General features: G+C 71.9%; 15 protein-coding genes. 5 read left to right on the plus strand and 10 right to left on the minus strand.

Annotated features, from left to right (window positions below):
- Positions 1-8 precede the first annotated feature (8 nt).
- Together ACSUPV_RS19935 and ACSUPV_RS19940 are read right to left on the minus strand one after the other, a co-directional pair.
- Entirely contained in the window at positions 9-1,826 is a 1,818-nt protein-coding gene (locus ACSUPV_RS19935; RefSeq protein WP_031118114.1) for a thioredoxin-like domain-containing protein, read from the minus strand.
- A gap of 29 nt (positions 1,827-1,855) precedes the next feature.
- Entirely contained in the window at positions 1,856-2,248 is a 393-nt protein-coding gene (locus ACSUPV_RS19940) for a cupin domain-containing protein (RefSeq protein WP_031118115.1), read from the minus strand.
- Positions 2,249-2,300: 52 nt separating this feature from the next.
- Here ACSUPV_RS19940 and ACSUPV_RS19945 point away from each other — a divergent pair, with 52 nt between their 5' ends.
- The gene (locus tag ACSUPV_RS19945) at positions 2,301-3,329 is read left to right on the plus strand and encodes a GlxA family transcriptional regulator (RefSeq protein WP_037762675.1); all 1,029 of its coding nucleotides are present in this window, start codon (positions 2,301-2,303) and stop codon (positions 3,327-3,329) included.
- A complete protein-coding gene (locus tag ACSUPV_RS19950) occupies positions 3,326-3,817 on the plus strand; it encodes an LURP-one-related/scramblase family protein (RefSeq protein ID WP_436948023.1) in 492 nt (163 codons plus the stop codon). The genes ACSUPV_RS19945 and ACSUPV_RS19950 overlap by 4 nt, the downstream gene beginning before the upstream one ends.
- Positions 3,818-3,826: 9 nt before the next feature.
- On the opposite strand, the gene ACSUPV_RS19955 is transcribed toward ACSUPV_RS19950, so the two are convergent.
- Positions 3,827-4,624 (minus strand): carbon-nitrogen family hydrolase, encoded by a 798-nt coding sequence (locus ACSUPV_RS19955; RefSeq protein ID WP_031118119.1) that lies wholly within the window; start codon positions 4,622-4,624, stop codon positions 3,827-3,829.
- 193 nt (positions 4,625-4,817) lie between these two features.
- Here ACSUPV_RS19955 and ACSUPV_RS19960 point away from each other — a divergent pair, with 193 nt between their 5' ends.
- Together ACSUPV_RS19960 and ACSUPV_RS19965 are read left to right on the plus strand one after the other, a co-directional pair.
- Positions 4,818-5,642: a maleylpyruvate isomerase family mycothiol-dependent enzyme gene (locus ACSUPV_RS19960; RefSeq protein ID WP_031118120.1), complete on the plus strand. Its 825-nt coding sequence runs from the start codon at positions 4,818-4,820 to the stop codon at positions 5,640-5,642.
- A 56-nt stretch (positions 5,643-5,698) separates the two neighbouring features.
- A complete protein-coding gene (locus ACSUPV_RS19965) occupies positions 5,699-6,433 on the plus strand; it encodes an SAM-dependent methyltransferase (protein ID WP_436948025.1) in 735 nt (244 codons plus the stop codon).
- A 9-nt stretch (positions 6,434-6,442) separates the two neighbouring features.
- Here the strand turns inward: ACSUPV_RS19965 and ACSUPV_RS19970 are convergent, their stop codons facing one another.
- Together ACSUPV_RS19970 and ACSUPV_RS19975 are read right to left on the minus strand one after the other, a co-directional pair.
- Positions 6,443-7,738, minus strand: a complete 1,296-nt coding sequence (locus ACSUPV_RS19970; protein ID WP_031118122.1) for an MFS transporter — start codon at positions 7,736-7,738, stop codon at positions 6,443-6,445.
- Positions 7,735-8,385 carry a GntR family transcriptional regulator gene (locus ACSUPV_RS19975; RefSeq protein WP_031118123.1) on the minus strand — a complete coding sequence of 217 codons (651 nt, stop codon included), beginning with the start codon at positions 8,383-8,385 and terminating at the stop codon, positions 7,735-7,737. Before ACSUPV_RS19975 ends, ACSUPV_RS19970 begins: the two co-directional genes overlap by 4 nt.
- Before the next feature lie 274 nt (positions 8,386-8,659).
- On the opposite strand from ACSUPV_RS19975, the gene ACSUPV_RS19980 reads away from it, so the two are divergent.
- Positions 8,660-9,493 (plus strand): D-alanyl-D-alanine carboxypeptidase family protein, encoded by an 834-nt coding sequence (locus ACSUPV_RS19980; RefSeq protein WP_382615752.1) that lies wholly within the window; start codon positions 8,660-8,662, stop codon positions 9,491-9,493.
- Between the two features lie 66 nt (positions 9,494-9,559).
- On the opposite strand, the gene ACSUPV_RS19985 is transcribed toward ACSUPV_RS19980, so the two are convergent.
- From ACSUPV_RS19985 to pdhA, 5 genes are all read right to left on the minus strand, one after another.
- Positions 9,560-10,309: a hypothetical protein gene (locus tag ACSUPV_RS19985; RefSeq protein ID WP_031118125.1), complete on the minus strand. Its 750-nt coding sequence runs from the start codon at positions 10,307-10,309 to the stop codon at positions 9,560-9,562.
- An 80-nt stretch (positions 10,310-10,389) separates the two neighbouring features.
- On the minus strand, positions 10,390-12,624 hold the full coding sequence (locus ACSUPV_RS19990; RefSeq protein WP_436948028.1) for a glycoside hydrolase domain-containing protein: 2,235 nt from the start codon (positions 12,622-12,624) through the stop codon (positions 10,390-10,392).
- Between the two features lie 242 nt (positions 12,625-12,866).
- On the minus strand, positions 12,867-14,315 hold the full coding sequence (locus tag ACSUPV_RS19995) for a dihydrolipoamide acetyltransferase family protein (protein WP_436948030.1): 1,449 nt from the start codon (positions 14,313-14,315) through the stop codon (positions 12,867-12,869).
- A 10-nt stretch (positions 14,316-14,325) separates the two neighbouring features.
- The gene (locus ACSUPV_RS20000) at positions 14,326-15,303 is read right to left on the minus strand and encodes an alpha-ketoacid dehydrogenase subunit beta (protein WP_436948031.1); all 978 of its coding nucleotides are present in this window, start codon (positions 15,301-15,303) and stop codon (positions 14,326-14,328) included.
- A 1-nt stretch (position 15,304) separates the two neighbouring features.
- Positions 15,305-16,498, minus strand: coding sequence for a pyruvate dehydrogenase (acetyl-transferring) E1 component subunit alpha (gene pdhA, locus ACSUPV_RS20005; RefSeq protein WP_031118130.1), 1,194 nt, complete (start codon positions 16,496-16,498; stop codon positions 15,305-15,307).
- Positions 16,499-16,536 lie beyond the last annotated feature (38 nt).

The raw sequence follows: 16,536 nt of genomic DNA on the forward strand, positions 1-16,536 counted from the left end.
CCGGACCATCAGGCGTCCATCCCCGCCAGCACCAGGGGAAGCCGGTCCGTCCCCGCCTCCGTGAGGCGGACGGGGACGCCCCAGTCCTGCTGGTGGACGTGACAAGCCGGATACTCGTTCGACGGATCGTCGTCGCAGGAGGCGGCCATCGCGGAGACGTGCAGCACACCCTCCGGCACGGAGGGGTCGAGTTCGAGGGCGCGGGACAGCTCGGTTCCCGCGCCCTCGCCGCTGCGCAGCAGCTCCGGCGGGCTCGCGGAGACGAGCAGACGGGTCGAGGGACCGTACCGGGTGTCGAGCTTCTGGCCCGCCGGGGCCTGGAAGACGACGTCCAACCGGAGCCGCCCCGGGGCGACTTCGGTGGCCTCGCGCCGCGTGCGGTGGGCGACCTCCGGCACCTTCACCGCCTCCTCCGGCAGCCGCAGCCGGGTCAGCCGGTGCCGGGCCGACTCCACGACCACGATGTCGTCGCCGTCGAGCACCGCGTCGCTGGGCTCGCGCACGTCCGTGGCCAGGGTCGTCACCTCGCCCGTCGCCGGGTCGTAGCGGCGCAGGGCGTGGTTGTAGGTGTCGCTGACCGCGACCGAGCCGTCGGGCAGCGCCGTGACGCCCAGCGGGTGCTGGAGCAGGGCCTGGTCCGCGGCGCCGTCCCGGTGCCCGAAGTCGAACAGGCCCGCGCCGACGGCCGTGTGGACGGAGCCGTCGGGCTCCACCCAGCGCAGGGCGGACGTCTCGGAGTCCGCGACCCAGAGCCGCTCCGGTGTGGCGGCGAGACCGGAGGGCTGCGCGAACCAGGCCTCGCCGCCCGGCCCGTCGACCAGCCCCTCGTTGGTCGTCCCGGCCGTGACGGACACCGTCCCGTCCTCCGGGTCGTACGCCCACAGCTGGTGGACGCCGGCCATGGCGATCCACACCCTGCCCTGCCACCAGGCCACGTCCCACGGGGAGGACAGGTCGGTCTCGCGGGCCGGGCCCGAGGTGGGGGAGCCCTGCCACCACTGCCGGCCCGTACCGGCGAGGGTGGTGACCTCGCCGGTGGTGAGGTCCAGCCGCCGCAGCGCGTGGTTGACCGTGTCGGCGACGACCACCGAGCCGTCGTCGAGGAGGGCGAGCCCCTGGGGTTCGTTGAAGGCAGCAGTCCCGGCGGCCCCGTCGGCGAAGGCGCGCGCCCCGGAGCCGATCCGCCGCACGACGCTCTCCCCGTCCTCGGCGAGCTCCACCAGCTGATGCCGGGTGGTGTCGCTCACCAGGAAGCTCCCGCCCGGCAGCAGCAGGGCCTTCCCCGGGAACCTCAGCACGGTCGGCTCCGGCTCCGGCGCCACATACGGCCCGTCCCCGCGCCGCAGCGTCCCCTTCGCCTCGTGCTCGGCCTCCAGCTCCGCCACCAGCCGCTCGATGGCGTGCACATGCCCCTCACCGGCGTGCTGGGCGACGACGTACCCCTCCGGGTCGATCACCACGAGCGTCGGCCAGGCCCGCACGGCGTACTGCTTCCACGTGGCCAGCTCGGGGTCGTCGAGCACCGGGTGCTCCACCCCGTACCGCTCCACGGCGTCGACGACCGCCCCGTGCTCCGTCTCGTGCGCGAACTTCGGCGAGTGCACCCCGATGACGACGACCGTGTCCCGGTGCTTCTCCTCCAGCTCGCGCAGTTCGTCCAGGACGTGCAGGCAGTTGATGCAGCAAAAGGTCCAGAAGTCCAGGATGACGATGCGTCCGCGCAGGTCGGCGAGGGTGTACTGCTGTCCGCCGGTGTTCAGCCAGCCGCCCTTGCCGGTCAGCTCGGGGGCGCGGACGCGGGCGCGTCGGGGTGCGGAGTGGTTCATGCGTCCAGGGTGTCATCCGGCACTGACAGTCACCCCAGGGCATGCCCCGTCGTCGCGTCCACATGGTCCGGTACCTCGTCGTGGCGGTCGCCGACCGTGAGGGTGCCGGTGGGCTCGAACACCAGGATCGCGGTCGGGACGGGGGCGTACGGCTTGTGTTCGGTGCCGCGCGGGACCGTGAAGACGCTGCCCTTGGGGAGCACGACCGTGCGCTCGCCGGCCGGTTCGCGCAGGCCGATGTGGAGTTCGCCGTCGAGGACGAGGAAGAACTCGTCGGTGTGGTCGTGGGCGTGCCAGAGGTGCTCGCCCTCGACCTTGGCGATGCGGACGTCGTAGTCGTTGACGGCGGTGACGACGCGGGGGCTCCACTGTTCGGCGAAGGAGGCCAGGGCGTCGGCGAGGGAGATGGGTTCCTGGGTCATGAGGTGATCCTGCGGGGTGCCGTGCGGCGGGCACGAGTGCTAGGAATCGCACATGTCGCAAGGATTCTCGCAGGGCCCGCACCCTGAGCACGCAACCTCGCAGCGCCCGCACCGCGTCGCCGTGATCGTGGACGAGGGCACCAACCCCTTCGAGGTGGGGGTGGCCACCGAGCTGTTCGGGCTGCCGCGGCCCGAGCTGGGGCTGCCGGGGCCGCTGTACGAGGTGACGCTGTGCGGGCCCGCGCCGGAGATCCGGATGAACCACGGCTTCTGCACGCTCACCGGTGTCCCGGGTCTGGACGCCGTGGACGGGGCGGACACGCTGGTGGTGCCGGGCCGGCCGGACAACGTCGTGCCCCGGGTCCCGGCCGTCCTGGACGCCATCCGGCGCGCACACGCGCGGGGCGCCCGGATCATGAGCCTCTGCACCGGCACCTTCGCGCTCGCCGAGGCAGGGCTGCTCGACGGGCGGCGGGCGGCGACGCACTGGCGCTGGGCGGACTCCTTCCGGCAGTTGCACCCGCGGGTGCTGCTGGAGCCGGACGTGCTCTTCGTCGACGACGGCGACGTCCTCACCGCGGCGGGCAGCGCGGCCGCGCTCGATCTCGGGCTGCACGTCTGGCGCCGTGACCACGGCGCGGAGATCGCCAACCACGTCTCCCGGCGGCTGGTGTTCGCCGCCCACCGGGACGGCGGGCAGCGGCAGTTCGTGGAGCGGCCGGTCCCCGAGGTGCGGGACGAGTCCCTGGGGCCGGTGCTGGCGTGGGCGCAGGAGCGGCTGGGCGAGCCGCTGACGGTGGCGGATCTGGCGGCCCGCGCGCGGGTCAGCCCCGCCACGCTGCACCGCCGCTTCCGCGCCCAGCTCGGGACGACCCCGCTGGCGTGGCTGACCGGGGAGCGGGTGGCGCTGGCCTGCCGGCTGATCGAGCGGGGCGAGGAGCGGCTTGAGGTGGTGGCGGCCCGGAGCGGGCTGGGCACGGCCGCCAACCTGCGGGCGCGGCTGCGACGGGCGACCGGGCTCAGCCCGTCGGCCTATCGGCGGCGTTTCGGAACCGGCGGCGGGGAAGCCCTGGTCTCATGAGATTCCTCGTGTACGACCGGCTCCTGGGCTTCGGTGACGACTACTGGATCGAGGACGACCGCGGCAGCAAGGTGTTCCTCGTCGACGGCAAGGCGCTGCGGCTGCGGGACACCTGGGAGCTGAAGGATCCCCAGGGGCGGGTCCTCGTCGACCTCCACCAGAAGATGCTCGCCCTGCGCGACACGATGGTGCTCCAGCGGGGCGGGGAGCCGCTGGCGAGGATCCGCCGGAAGCGGTTGTCCCTGCTGCGCAACCATTACCGGGTGTCCCTGGCCGACGGCAGCGAACTGGACGTCAGCGGCAAGATCCTCGACCGGGAGTTCGCCGTCGAGTACGACGGGGAGCTGCTGGCGGTGATCTCCCGGCGGTGGCTGACCGTGCGGGACACCTACGGCGTGGACGTCGTCCGCGAGGACGCGGATCCGGCGCTGCTCATCGCGGTGGTGGTGTGCGTGATCCACCTGGCGGAGAAGGAGCGGGAGGACTGAGGCGCAGGGTCAGGGCCTGCGCGGGGGCTGGAGCCCGAGCACCCGGTCCTTCAGCGCCGGGAACTGCTCGCGCGTGGTGGCGACCTTCCCCGGGTCGAACTCCACGGTCAGGATCTCCTCGCCGGCGCCCGCCTCGGCCAGCACCTCGCCCCACGGGTCGACCACGATCGAGTGGCCGGCCTGGGGAACTCCGGCGTGTGTGCCGGCCGTTGCGCAGGCGAGGAGGAACGACTGGTTCTCCACGGCCCGTGCCTGGGCGAGCAGCGTCCAGTGGCTCCGGCGGCGCTCCGGCCAGCCCGCCGGTACCACGAGCGTCTCGGCCCCGGCGTCGACGAGCCCGCGGAAGAGTTCGGGGAAGCGGAGGTCGTAACAGGTGCCCAGGCCCAGGGTGGTCTCGGGCAGACGGACGGTCACCAGCTCGCTGCCCGCGCCCATCAGCACGGCCTCGCCCTTGTCGAAGCCGAACCGGTGGATCTTGCGGTAGGCGGCGGCGAGGTCGCCGGAGGGGGAGAAGACGAGGGAGGTGTTGTAGAGGGGGCCGTCGGGGTCACGCTCGGGGATGGAGCCGGCGTGCAGCCAGACGCCCGCGTCGCTCGCGGCCTTGGCCATCGCCTCGTACGTGGGCCCTTCGAGCGGTTCCGCCTCGCGCCCGAACTCCTCGTAGGCGAAGGCACCCGTGGTCCACAGCTCCGGCAGGACGACGAGATCGGCACCGGCCTGGTCCCGGACCGTCGAGGCCATCCGCCGACGACGCGATTCGACCGATTCGCCCTCGTCTACGGCGATCTGGATCACAGAGGCGCGCACACTACCACCGTCCTGGCAATCGACCCGTCCACAAGGGCCTCCCCACGGGCCTACGATCGTCACACGAAAGCACTGCCGGGGTGCCTCACAGCAGCGTAACTTAGCTGGCAAGACACCCGCCGACAGCCGCCACCTCCCACTGGCAACGCCGCCACCACCTGCCCGTGCACCGACCGCCGAGGGGTCCCGTTCCGTGAGTCTGCATCCCACCCTCCAGCCCTACGCCGACGCCTGGACCCACTCCATCGAAGCGATATCCGAGCTGCTCCAGCCGCTCGCGGAGGCCGAATGGAACCGGCGCACGCCATGCCCCGGGTGGTCGGTGCGGGACGTGGTCTCCCATGTCATCGGCCTGGACTGCGAGATGCTGGGCGATCCGCGCCCCATCCACACGCTGCCGCGCGACCTGTTCCACGTGACGAACGACCACCAGCGCTACATGGAGATGCAGGTCGACGTCCGCCGTCACCACACGGCGCCGGAGATGACCTCCGAGCTGGAGTACGTCATCATCCGCCGCAACCGCCAGCTGCGGAACGACTCGCGTGACCCGGGCACCAAGGTGCGGGGCCCGCTGGGCAAGGAGCTCACCCTCGAGGAGTCGATGCGGCGGCACGCCTTCGACGTGTGGGTGCACGAGCAGGACCTGCGCACGGCCCTCGGCCGGCCCGGCAACCTCGACTCCCCCGGCGCGCACGTCGCCCGTGACGTGCTGCTCGGCGAACTGCCGCGCGTGGTGGCGGAGGAGGCGCAGGCGCCGCGCAGCTCGGCCATCGTCTTCGACGTCCACGGGCCCATCGAGTTCCTGCGCACGATCCGCGTCGACATCCAGGGCCGCGGCACCCTGGAGACGGCCCCCGCGCTGGGCCCCGCCGCGACCCTCACCCTCGACTGGGAGACGTACGTCCGCCTGGCCTGCGGCCGGGTGAGCCCGGAGGCGGTCTCCGACCGGCTGAAGCTCGAGGGCGACCCGGACCTGACGGCGGCGATCCTCCGCACCTTCACGGTGACGCAGTAGGCGCTGCCGGAAAATCCCGTGCCGCGGCCCGGCCTTCCGCCGTAGCGTCCCCTGCCATGACTCCACCCCACCACACCCGCCTCACTTTCCACGGCCCCCTGTCGGAGGCCCGGGCGAACCGGCTCGTGCGGCGGCTCGCGGGCAACGCACCCGCGACCGTCCTGGACATCGGCTGTGGCTGGGGCGAGCTGATGCTGCGCGTCCTGGCCGCCACGCCGGGGGCGACCGGCACGGGCATCGACCTGGACGCCGAAGACCTGGCCCGCGGCCGGCAGGCCGCCCAGGCGCGCGGGCTCACGGACCGGGTCCGCTTCCTGGAGGAGTCCGCCACCGGCACCACGCGCGGCCCGGCCGACCTCGTCCTCTGCGTCGGCGCGAGCCAGGCCCTCGGCGATCTCTCCCAGGCCCTCGCGGAACTGCGTCGCCTCGTCCGCGACGACGGGCGCGTGCTGCTCGGTGAGGGCTTCTGGCAGCGCACCCCCACCCCGGCGGAACTGTCCCGCATGTGGCCGGACGCCGCCGCCACCGACCACCCCGACCTCGCCACGCTCGTGGGCCTGGCGGTCGACGCGGGGTTCAGGCCGGAGTGGACGGAGACCGCGAGCCTGGAGGAGTGGGAGGAGTTCGAGTCGGCGTACCTCGCGGACACCGAGGTGTGGCTCGCCGGGAACCCGGGCCATCCCCTGGCGGAGGAGACCCGGCAGCGCGCCGACCGCCACCGGGCCGCCTGGCTGACCTACCGGGGCGTCCTCGGGCTCGCGTACCTCACCCTCGTACCGGTGGCCCGCTGACCCGGACGGCTACGCCGGCACGTGCACCGTCTCCACCCGGCTCGCCACCAGCCGCTCCCGTTCCCGCCGGGCGGCCCGCGTGCGCAGCCGCAGGATCTGGGTGACACCGAGCGCCTGGAGCAGGAACACCACCGAGAAGGCCACGGTGTAGTCGTCGCCGGTGGCGTCCAGCAGGACCCCGATCGCGAACAGCGTGGTCATGGAGGCGACGAAGCCGCCCATGTTGGTGATGCCGGAGGCCGTGCCCTGCCGCTCGGGCGGGTTGGCCGGGCGGGCGAAGTCGAAGCCGATCATCGAGGCGGGCCCGCACGCCCCGAGCACCGTGCACAGCGCGATCAGCAGCCACATCGGGGCGTGCGCACCGGGGTAGGCGAGCGTCGCCGCCCAGAGGGCCGCCGTCGTGCCGACCGTGCCGAGCGCGAGGGGCAGCCGGGCCCCGTGGTGCCGGGCGACGATCTGGCCGTAGACCAGGCCGACGACCATGTTCGAGAGCACGACGAGCGTGAGGAGTTCACCGGCCGCGGCCCGGGACAGCCCCTGCGCCTCGACCAGGAACGGCAGGCCCCACAGCAGCAGGAACACCATGGCCGGGAACTGGGTGGTGAAGTGCACCCACAGGCCCAGCCGGGTCCCCGGCTCCCGCCAGGCCGCGGCGATCTGCCGCCGTACGTACGCCGCCCCCTGGTGCGGCAGCGGCTCCGGCTCCTGGCCCTCCGGGTGGTCCTTCAGGAACAGCAGCACCAGCACGAAGACGACGGCCCCGGCGACCGCGCTGCCGGCGAACGCCGCCGTCCAGCCGATGCCGTGCAGCAGCCGGGCGAGGACGAGCGTGGAGACCAGGTTGCCCGCCATGCCGACCAGCCCCGCGAACTGGGCGACGAGCGGCCCGCGCCGGGCCGGGAACCACCGGCTGCCGAGCCGCAGCACGCTGATGAACGTCAGCGCGTCACCGCAGCCGAGCAGCGCCCGGGAGGCCAGCGCCGTGCCGTACGACGGGGAGAACGCGAAGCCCAGCTGCCCGGCGGTGAACAGCACCGCGCCGAGCGCCAGCACCTTCTTGGTGCCGAGCCGGTCGACGAGCAGGCCGACGGGTATTTGCATGCCCGCGTAGACCAGCAGCTGGAGGATGGAGAAGGTCGACAGGGCCGAGGCGTTGACGTGGAAGCGGTCGGCGGCGTCGAGGCCGGCGACGCCCAGGGACGTGCGGAAGATGACCGCGACGAAGTAGACCGAGACGCCGATGCCCCAGACGGCCAGGGCCCGACGGCCGCCCGGCGGGTCGCCCGGCATGGCGGTGGCGCTCATCGGACCTCTCCCCGGGCCAGGTGCGAGAACCAGCCGACGTGCCGGTGGACGAGCCCGACGGCCGCCTCCGCGTCCCCGGCGCGCAGCGCGTCGAGGATCTCCTCGTGCTCGGCGAGGGTCTTGGCGATGCGGTCGGGGTGGGAGTGCATCACGGCCACGCCCATGCGCAGCTGGCGGTCGCGCAGCTGGTCGTAGAGGCGGGAGAGGATCTCGTTGCCGCCGCTGCGGACGATCTCGGCGTGGAAGCAGCGGTCGGTGACGGCGGCCCCTGCGAGGTCCCCGGCGGCGGCCTGCTTCTTCTGCCGGGCGAGCAGTTCCTCCAGGCGCTCGATGAGCCCGGGGGGCGCGGGGACGGCCTTGCGCGCCGCGTGCTCCTCGACGAGCAGCCGCGTCTCGACGACGTCGGCGATCTCCTGTGCGGAGACCGGCAGGACGAGGGCGCCCTTCTTCGGGTAGAGCCGGATCAGACCCTCGGCCTCCAGCCGGAGCAGCGCCTCGCGCACGGGCGTGCGCGAGACCCCGACGGCCTCGGCGAGCTCGCCCTCGGTGAGGAGGGTCCCGCCCTCGTAGCGGCGCTCCAGGACGCCCTGTTTGACGTGGGTGTAGACGCGGTCGGCGGCGGGAGGTTGCTTCACGGCCAGGGTCATGCCGACAGCATAGATACAACAGGTACCCATGGAGGGATACGTCCAGTATGCGGACTCGAATGTCACACATCTGTGGCAAAGCCGGGGCCCCCCTCGGCAAGGACACAACCGGGTGTGCTAGTTACAAGTCAGACACGTGCGGCCCCTTTCCCCTCGTCCTCAACTCGGCCGCATTGATGGGGCATTCAACGCAATCGGGGTACTTCACTTGATAACCGGCATTCAGGGCACCCGTCTCCGGAGAGCCGCGGCCGTCACCGTGACCACCGGCGCCATGCTCGCGAGCGGAGCCCTCACCATCGCGCCGGCGCAGGCCGCCACGGCGCCCACGATCGCCGCCAAGGGCGGCTACGTGATGAACAACGCGACCGGCAAGTCGCTCTACACCAAGGCTGCCGACACGCGTCGCTCCACCGGCTCGACCACCAAGATCATGACCGCTCTGGTGGTGCTGAAGCAGTCGAACCTCAACCTGGACAGCAAGGTCACGATCCAGAAGGCGTACAGCGACTACATCGTCGACAACAACTGGGCGTCGAACGCCAAGCTGATCGTCGGCGACAAGGTCACCGTCCGCCAGCTGCTCTACGGGCTGATGCTGCCGTCGGGCTGCGACGCGGCGTACGCGCTCGCCGACAAGTTCGGCTCGGGCTCGACGCGCGCGGCGCGCGTGAAGTCGTTCATCGGCAAGATGAACACCACCGCCAAGAACCTGGGCCTGAAGAACACCCACTTCGACTCGTTCGACGGCATCGGCAAGGGCGCCAACTACTCCACGCCGCGCGACCTGACGAAACTCGCCAGCGCGGCGATGAAGAACTCCACGTTCCGCACGGTCGTCAAGACGAAGAAGTACACGGCGAAGACGACCACCAAGTCCGGCGGCACGCGGACGATGGCGCCGTGGGAGAACACCAACCCGCTGCTCAGCAGCTACACCGGCGCGATCGGTGTGAAGACCGGCTCCGGCCCGGAGGCCGGGTACTGCCTGGTCTTCGCCGCCACCCGCAACGGCAAGACGGTCATCGGCACGGTCCTGTCCTCGACCAACGGGACCACCCGCAAGTCGGACGCGACGAAGCTGCTGAACTACGGCTTCGCCAAGTAGCGGACACAGAGCGAAAAGGGGGCTCGCCGCAGCCGGTGGCGAGCCCCCTTCGCGTGTCCCGGCGCCTTACGCCGCCGTCCGCTGGCGGCGCTCCAGCGCCCGCGCCGCCTTGCGCCGGCCACCGGCCAGCACGTTCACCCGGGAGCCCGCACCGGCCCCCGGCTCCAGCTGCCAGCCGCGGATCCGCGCCGCGACCTCGGCCAGCCGCTTGTCACCCGGCCGTACGTCGATGGAGAACAGGGACTCGTCGGGCGTGCGGTCGTCGCCGCCCCAGCGGACCACACCGTCGAGCTCGGCGAGGATGTCGCGGATCACGACCTCCTGCTGCGGGAAGAACCCGCCCCGGACGCCGCGTGGGTAGGAGCCCGGCCTGATCCGCACCGCCGTGCCGGACGCCAGGTTGGACTCCGGCCGGGCCCGGCCGACCTCGGACGGGTCGTGCCAGCCGACGACATCGCCCCGGCGCAGGGCGTCGACCTCGTAGTGGAACCGGCGCAGCAGATGGACGAGGACGGTCTCCACGTCGCCCATGCGCACGGCGACGCCCTTGAGCGGCGTGCCGGGCACGGGGCGGGTGTAGACGGTGCCGCCGTCGTCGGCGACGTTCTCCATCTCCCAGCCGTTGCGGGAGCGCGAACCGGCCAGCACGCGCCGGGTCCGGTCCTGCGCGCTGCGCAGCGCGTCCCGCACGCTGCCCGGGATGGGGTTGTTCGCGTCGGCGTACGCCTGGGAGAGGAAGTGCGAGACGGGCAGGGCGGCGACGCCCACGGCGCCGCCGATCGCGGCGATCCGGCCGAGCAGGGCACGGCGGGACAGGACCCGGCGGTGCGCGGCAGCACCGGGCCGGGGCTCTCTGCGGAGGAAGGCGAGCTTCAACGGGATCTCTTTCCGGAGGTTCACGCGTTGCGGGCGATGCTGTTGTACTTCTCGAAGATCTGGTAGACGGCCATGCTCTGGTGCGTCTGGGACTCCACGTCCGGGTCCCAGGCCCGGTAGCGGCGCAGGAGTTCGGTGATCTCGAACTCGGCGAGGTCGAGGCGCATGGACCGCGGGGTGGTGACGCGGTCGCCGGGGGGCAGTTGGCCGCCGGGCCTGCCCCGGGTGCCCCACAGGTGGATCAGGGCCGCGGTGCGCACGCTGAACCCGTTGTCCTTGCTCAGCTGCTGCCACACGGCCCACAGGTCGGCGTCCTTGGCGGGGTCGCGGTGGTCGCCCGTGGCGAAACCCCAGCCGATGCAGTGGTTCCAGGCCTGGATGGCGTCGGCGGCGCTGATCTCGCCGATGCCGGTGTGCGAGTCGCGGACCGAGCCGGAGCCCGACAGGTGGTGGTCGGCGACCTGCTGGTCGGTGGCCTGGTCGGCGAGGCTGTAGTCGCGCATGGCCCAGTAGACGACGGTCTGGATCAGCGCCTTGCGCATCTTGTACGTGGTCGACAGCTCGGTGATCAGCGCGTCCTGGTCCTGGATCGCCTCGACGGCCTGGGCGTTGGTGTAGAGCTTGGCGTCACCGCCGACGCCGCCCATGTCGGGTCGTCCGATCGACCGCATGTAGCGCGCGAGGTCGGCCCGCAGCGCCGGCACCTGGCGGCTGTCGAAGGCGACGTCCGGGACGGCGGGCCGCGGCCGGTCGAACGAGCCCTGGCCGGTGTCCCGCCCGGAGGCGATGTCGACGTCGACCTCCAGCTGCCCGTCGCCCGAACCGAGGGTGCGGATGACGAACTGGTCGTAGGCCCAGTCCCGCGGCAGCGGGCGCCCGGCGTTGCCGTCGAAGCCCGGGGACATGTCGGCCACGAAGCTCGCGGTGGAGTAGCCGGCCGCGCCGACCCGCGCGCACACGTTGCGGGAGCCATAGACGCCGATCTCGTACGGGTGGCCCGAGTCCGCCATCGCCTCCTTGATGCCCTTGAAGTGCGGCAGGACGTTCGCGGTGATCTCGGCGTCGATCGCGTCGAAGTCGACGGCGAAGAAGATCCGCGTGCCGCGCCTGAAGCCGTGGTCCCGGGCGGCGTTGACCGCCGCGTACCCGGCGGTGCGCCCGGCGACGTAGTCGAAGTCGGCGGCGTCGCTGTTGACGGTCTGGTAGATCGGGAAGCAGCGCAGGCCGTACTGGGCGATGGTCGCCAGCTCGCCCGGCTGGATGGCCTTCTCCGGGAGGGAGGTGGCGCTCGGGTTGGTGAGGTAGCGGCCGACGTACGTGATACCGGCCGCCTTGAGCGTCGCCGCCCGCGCCGGAGTGACCTTCGTGATGGTGTCGCAGGCCCGGCCCGGGCGGGACTGGTCGCCGTAGGACGCCAGGAGGGAGGCGAAGGTGGAGAAGTCGCCCTCTCCCGTGGCCGGGAGCGCCACGAAGGTCTGGAAGGCCCGGACGGCCGAGGCCAGGTAGGAGTCGAAGGTGTCGGTGAGGGCGACGGGCCGCCGGTTGACGACCATCCCCGCGGAGAACAGCTGGACGTACACACCCGTGTCGCCCTGCTTCACCGGGTGCGATTTCAGGGCCGACTGGGTGCCGGGCCCGAAGTTGCCGTTGGCGGTGCCGTCCGCCATGCCGACCTCGTACTGCACGGCGAAGACCAGCGCCCTGACGGTGTCCCGGGTGACGCGGCCGTCGCAGGCGATGACGAAGAAGTCCTGCCGCTGGAGGTAGCGGCCGTTGAGCCACCGCTGGACCTCGCGGACCTGCGGGGTGCCCGAGGGGCCGAGGACGTAGGCGTCCATCGTCAGCAGCGCCTTGAACACCTTGGGCGTCAGATCCGCGCCGGGGAAGGCCCGTTCGACGCCCATGTCCGTCTTCAGCTTCGTGACGGCCGCCGCCGTGCGCTCGCCGTACGTGCCGTCGAGGTCGCCGCCGTCGTAGCCCTTGCAGTACAGGCCGGCCTGGATGATGCGGCAGAAATCGGGCGAGGGGACGGTGTCCGCGTTGAGCTTCGGGTACTTGGCGGTCAGCGTGGAGAGCGTGGTGGGGCCGAAGTTGTCGGACAGTGCCGTGATGCCCAGCTCGTACTGCAGGGCTCGGGTCAGTGCGTAGAGGGTGGTCCAGTCGGCCTCTCCGGTCTCCTCCACGGTCGTGCCGATGCGGCTGCCGTAGACGGAGTTCACGAATCTCTGGGCCTTGAGCACCATCGCGTCGCGCATGGGGGGTTTGACTCACCTTCGAGGGAGTGACCCGGGTTTCCCCCCTGGACGCCGGGCAGTGGTCGATCTCTTGGTGAGAGTGATCGTATGTCCGGCTAAACCGCTTACTGTGGGGTACTTGGGCGGGTTCGAGGAGCTTCTTGTGCTCGTCGGGAACCCTCCGGTTCACCCGTGTCCACCCGGGTGGACAGACGCCGGCGGCCCCCCGCCCCGGGTGGGACGGGGGGCCGCGGGCGGTCGGCTCACGCCCAGGTGATCAGCCGCTTCGGCTGCTCCAGGATCGCCGCCACGTCGGCCAGCACCTTCGAGCCCAGCTCGCCGTCGACCAGGCGGTGGTCGAAGGAGAGGGCCAGGGTGGTGACCTGACGGGGCTTCACCTTGCCCTTGTGGACCCACGGCTGGAGCTTGATCGCGCCGACCGCGAGGATCGCGGACTCGCCCGGGTTGAGGATCGGCGTGCCCGTGTCGACGCCGAAGACGCCGACGTTGGTGATCGTCACCGTGCCGCCCTGCATCGCGGCCGGGGAGGTCTTGCCCTCCCGCGCCGTGGACACCAGCTCGCCCAGCGACTCGGCCAGTTGCGGCAGCGTCTTGGCGTGAGCGTCCTTGATGTTCGGCACGATCAGACCGCGCGGGGTCGCCGCCGCGATGCCCAGGTTCACGTAGTGCTTGACCACGATCTCCTGCGCCGCCTCGTCCCACGACGCGTTGATCTCCGGGTTGCGCCGGATCGCGACGAGGAGGGCCTTGGCGATCAGCAGCAGGGGGTTCACGCGCAGGCCCGCGAACTCCTTGTCCTCCTTGAGCTCCTCGACCAGCTTCATCGTGCGCGTCACGTCGACCGTCACGAACTCCGTGACGTGCGGCGCGGTGAACGCCGAGCCGACCATCGCCGCCGCCGTCGCCTTGCGGACGCCCTTGATCGGGATGCGGGTCTCGCGGGCGGTGTCGTACGAGGCCGGGGCGGAGACCGGGGCGGGAGCGGCCGACGGCTCGGGGGCCTTCGGCTCGGCGGCGGCCACCGCCGCGTGCACGTCCTCGCGCGTGATGATGCCGTCCGGGCCGGTCGGGACGACCGTCGCCAGGTCGACGCCCAGGTCCTTGGCCAGCTTGCGGACCGGGGGCTTGGCCAGCGGACGCTCGGCGGTGACCGAAGCGGTCGGGGCCGGGGCGGTCGCGGCCGTCGAGGCCGGGGCGGCCGGGGCCGGAGCCGCCGACGCCGCCGGCGCGTGGCCGTTCAGCTCCGTCTGGATCGCCGTCGAGGCCTGCTGGACCGGGACCTCCGGGCCCTTGCGGGGGCGGCGGCGCGTGGACGAGGTCGCCACGCCGTAGCCGACCAGGACCGGCTGGCGGCCGGAGCCGGAACCTTCCGCCTTCGGCTCCTCGACGGACCTGGGGGCTTCCGGCCGCGGCTCGGCCGGCGCGGCCCCTCCGCTGACGTCCACCGCGATGATCGCCGTGCCCACGTCGACCGTGGTGCCCTCGGGGAAGTGCAGCTCACGGACGACGCCGTCGTACGGAATGGGCAGTTCGACGGCCGCCTTCGCCGTCTCGACCTCGCACACCACCTGGCCGTCGGTGACGGTGTCACCGGGCTGGACGAACCACTTGAGGATCTCGGCCTCCGTGAGCCCCTCACCCACGTCGGGCATCTTGAACTCGCGCACGGACGCTTCCGTCATCGTCGTCACGACCCTCTCCTCAGTACGCCAGCGAGCGGTCGACGGCATCCAGCACCCGGTCCAGGTTCGGCAGGTACTCCTCCTCCAGGCGGGCCGGCGGGTACGGCGCGTGGTAGCCGCCGACCCGGAGCACCGGGGCCTCCAGGTGGTAGAAGCAGCGCTCCGTGATCCGGGCGGCGATCTCCGCGCCGGAGCCGAAGAACACCGGCGCCTCGTGCACGACGACCAGGCGGCGCGTCTTCTCCACCGACGCCTGGATCGAGTCGAAGTCGATCGGGGAGACCGAGCGCAGGTCCAGGACCTCCAGGTTCCGGCCCTCCTCGGCGGCCGCGTCCGCGACCTCCTGGCAGAGCTTCACCATCGGGCCGTAGGCGGCGAGCGTGAGGTCCGTGCCCTCGCGGACCACGGCTGCCTTGTGCAGGGGGCCCGGGATCGCCTCGGTGTTGACCTCGCCCTTGTCCCAGTAGCGGCGCTTGGGCTCGAAGAAGATCACCGGGTCGTCGCTCTGGATGGCCTGCTGCATCATCCAGTACGCGTCCGACGCGTTCGACGGGCTGACGATCTTCAGGCCCGCCACGTGCGCGAAGAGCGACTCGGGCGACTCGGAGTGGTGCTCCACCGCGCCGATGCCGCCGCCGTAGGGGATGCGCACGACGACCGGGAGCTTGACCTTGCCCAGCGAGCGGGCGTGCATCTTCGCGAGCTGCGTGACGATCTGGTCGTACGCCGGGAAGACGAAGCCGTCGAACTGGATCTCCACCACGGGGCGGTAGCCGCGCAGGGCCAGGCCGATCGCCGTGCCGACGATGCCCGACTCGGCGAGCGGGGTGTCGATGACGCGGCTCTCGCCGAAGTCCTTCTGCAGCCCGTCCGTCACACGGAAGACGCCGCCGAGCTTGCCGACGTCCTCGCCCATGATCAGGACCTTGTCGTCGGCGTCCAGGGCGCGCCGCAGCGACTCGTTGATCGCCTTGGCCAGTGCCATCTTCTCAGCCATGTCAGTTGCCCCCCTCGTCGGCGAACGACGCCTGGTACGCGGCGAACTGGGCGCGCTCCTCGTCGACGAGCGCGTGGCCGTCCGCGTAGACGTTCTCGAAGATGGCGAAGTGGTCCGGGTCCGGCATGGCACGGACCGCCTCGCGCACTCGTTTGCCCAACGCCTCGGACTCGGACTCCAGTTCCGCGAAGAATCCCTCGTCCGCGTGGTTTGAGGCCTCCAGGTAGCGGCGAAGGCGCAGGATCGGGTCCTTGGCCTCCCAGGCCTGGCGCTCCTCGTCGCCTCGGTAGCGGGTCGGGTCGTCGGAGGTGGTGTGGGCGCCCATGCGGTAGGTGAACGCCTCGACGAGGGTCGGGCCCTCGCCGGCGCGGGCCCGCTCCAGGGCCCACCGGGTGACCGCGAGGCAGCCGAGCACGTCGTTGCCGTCGACCCGGACGCCCGGGAAGCCGAAGCCCTGGGCGCGCTGGTAGATCGGCACGCGGGACTGCTTCTCGGTGGGCTCGGAGATGGCCCACTGGTTGTTCTGGCAGAAGAACACGACCGGGGCGTTGTAGACCGCGGAGAAGGTGAACGACTCGGCCACGTCGCCCTGGCTGGAGGCGCCGTCACCGAAGTAGGCGATCACCGCGCTGTCCGCGCCGTCCTTGGCGACGCCCATCGCGTAGCCGGTGGCGTGCAGCGTCTGGGAGCCGATGACGATCGTGTACAGGTGGAAGTTGTTGCCGTTCGGATCCCAGCCGCCGTTGTTCACGCCGCGGAACATGCCGAGCAGGTTGGTCGGGTCCACCCCTCGGCACCAGGCGACGCCGTGCTCGCGGTAGGTGGGGAAGACGTAGTCGTCGTCGCGCAGGGCCCGGCCGGAGCCGATCTGGGCGGCCTCCTGGCCGAGCAGCGAGGCCCACAGGCCCAGCTCGCCCTGGCGCTGCAGGGCGGTGGCCTCGGCGTCGAAGCGACGGGTGAGCACCATGTCGCGGTACAGGCCGCGCAGCTCTTCCGGGGTGACACCGGCGACGTACTTGTCGTACTCGGCGTTCTTGACGCGCTTGCCTGCGGGCGTCAGCAGCTGCACGAGCTCGGGCTCGGCGCCGGCGTCCTTCTTGGCGGTCGTGCGGGTGGTGCGCTTGGTGCCGGTGGTGCCGGCCTTGCTTCCGGCGCTGCGTCGCGGTGTGCGCGCGGCAGTGCTCTCCACGGTCACGTGCTGCTCCTCCGTCGGTCCGGCCCCCGGGGTTGCCG

This window comes from Streptomyces sp. SudanB52_2052 (assembly GCF_964272415.1).
Lineage (GTDB): Bacteria > Actinomycetota > Actinomycetes > Streptomycetales > Streptomycetaceae > Streptomyces > Streptomyces olindensis.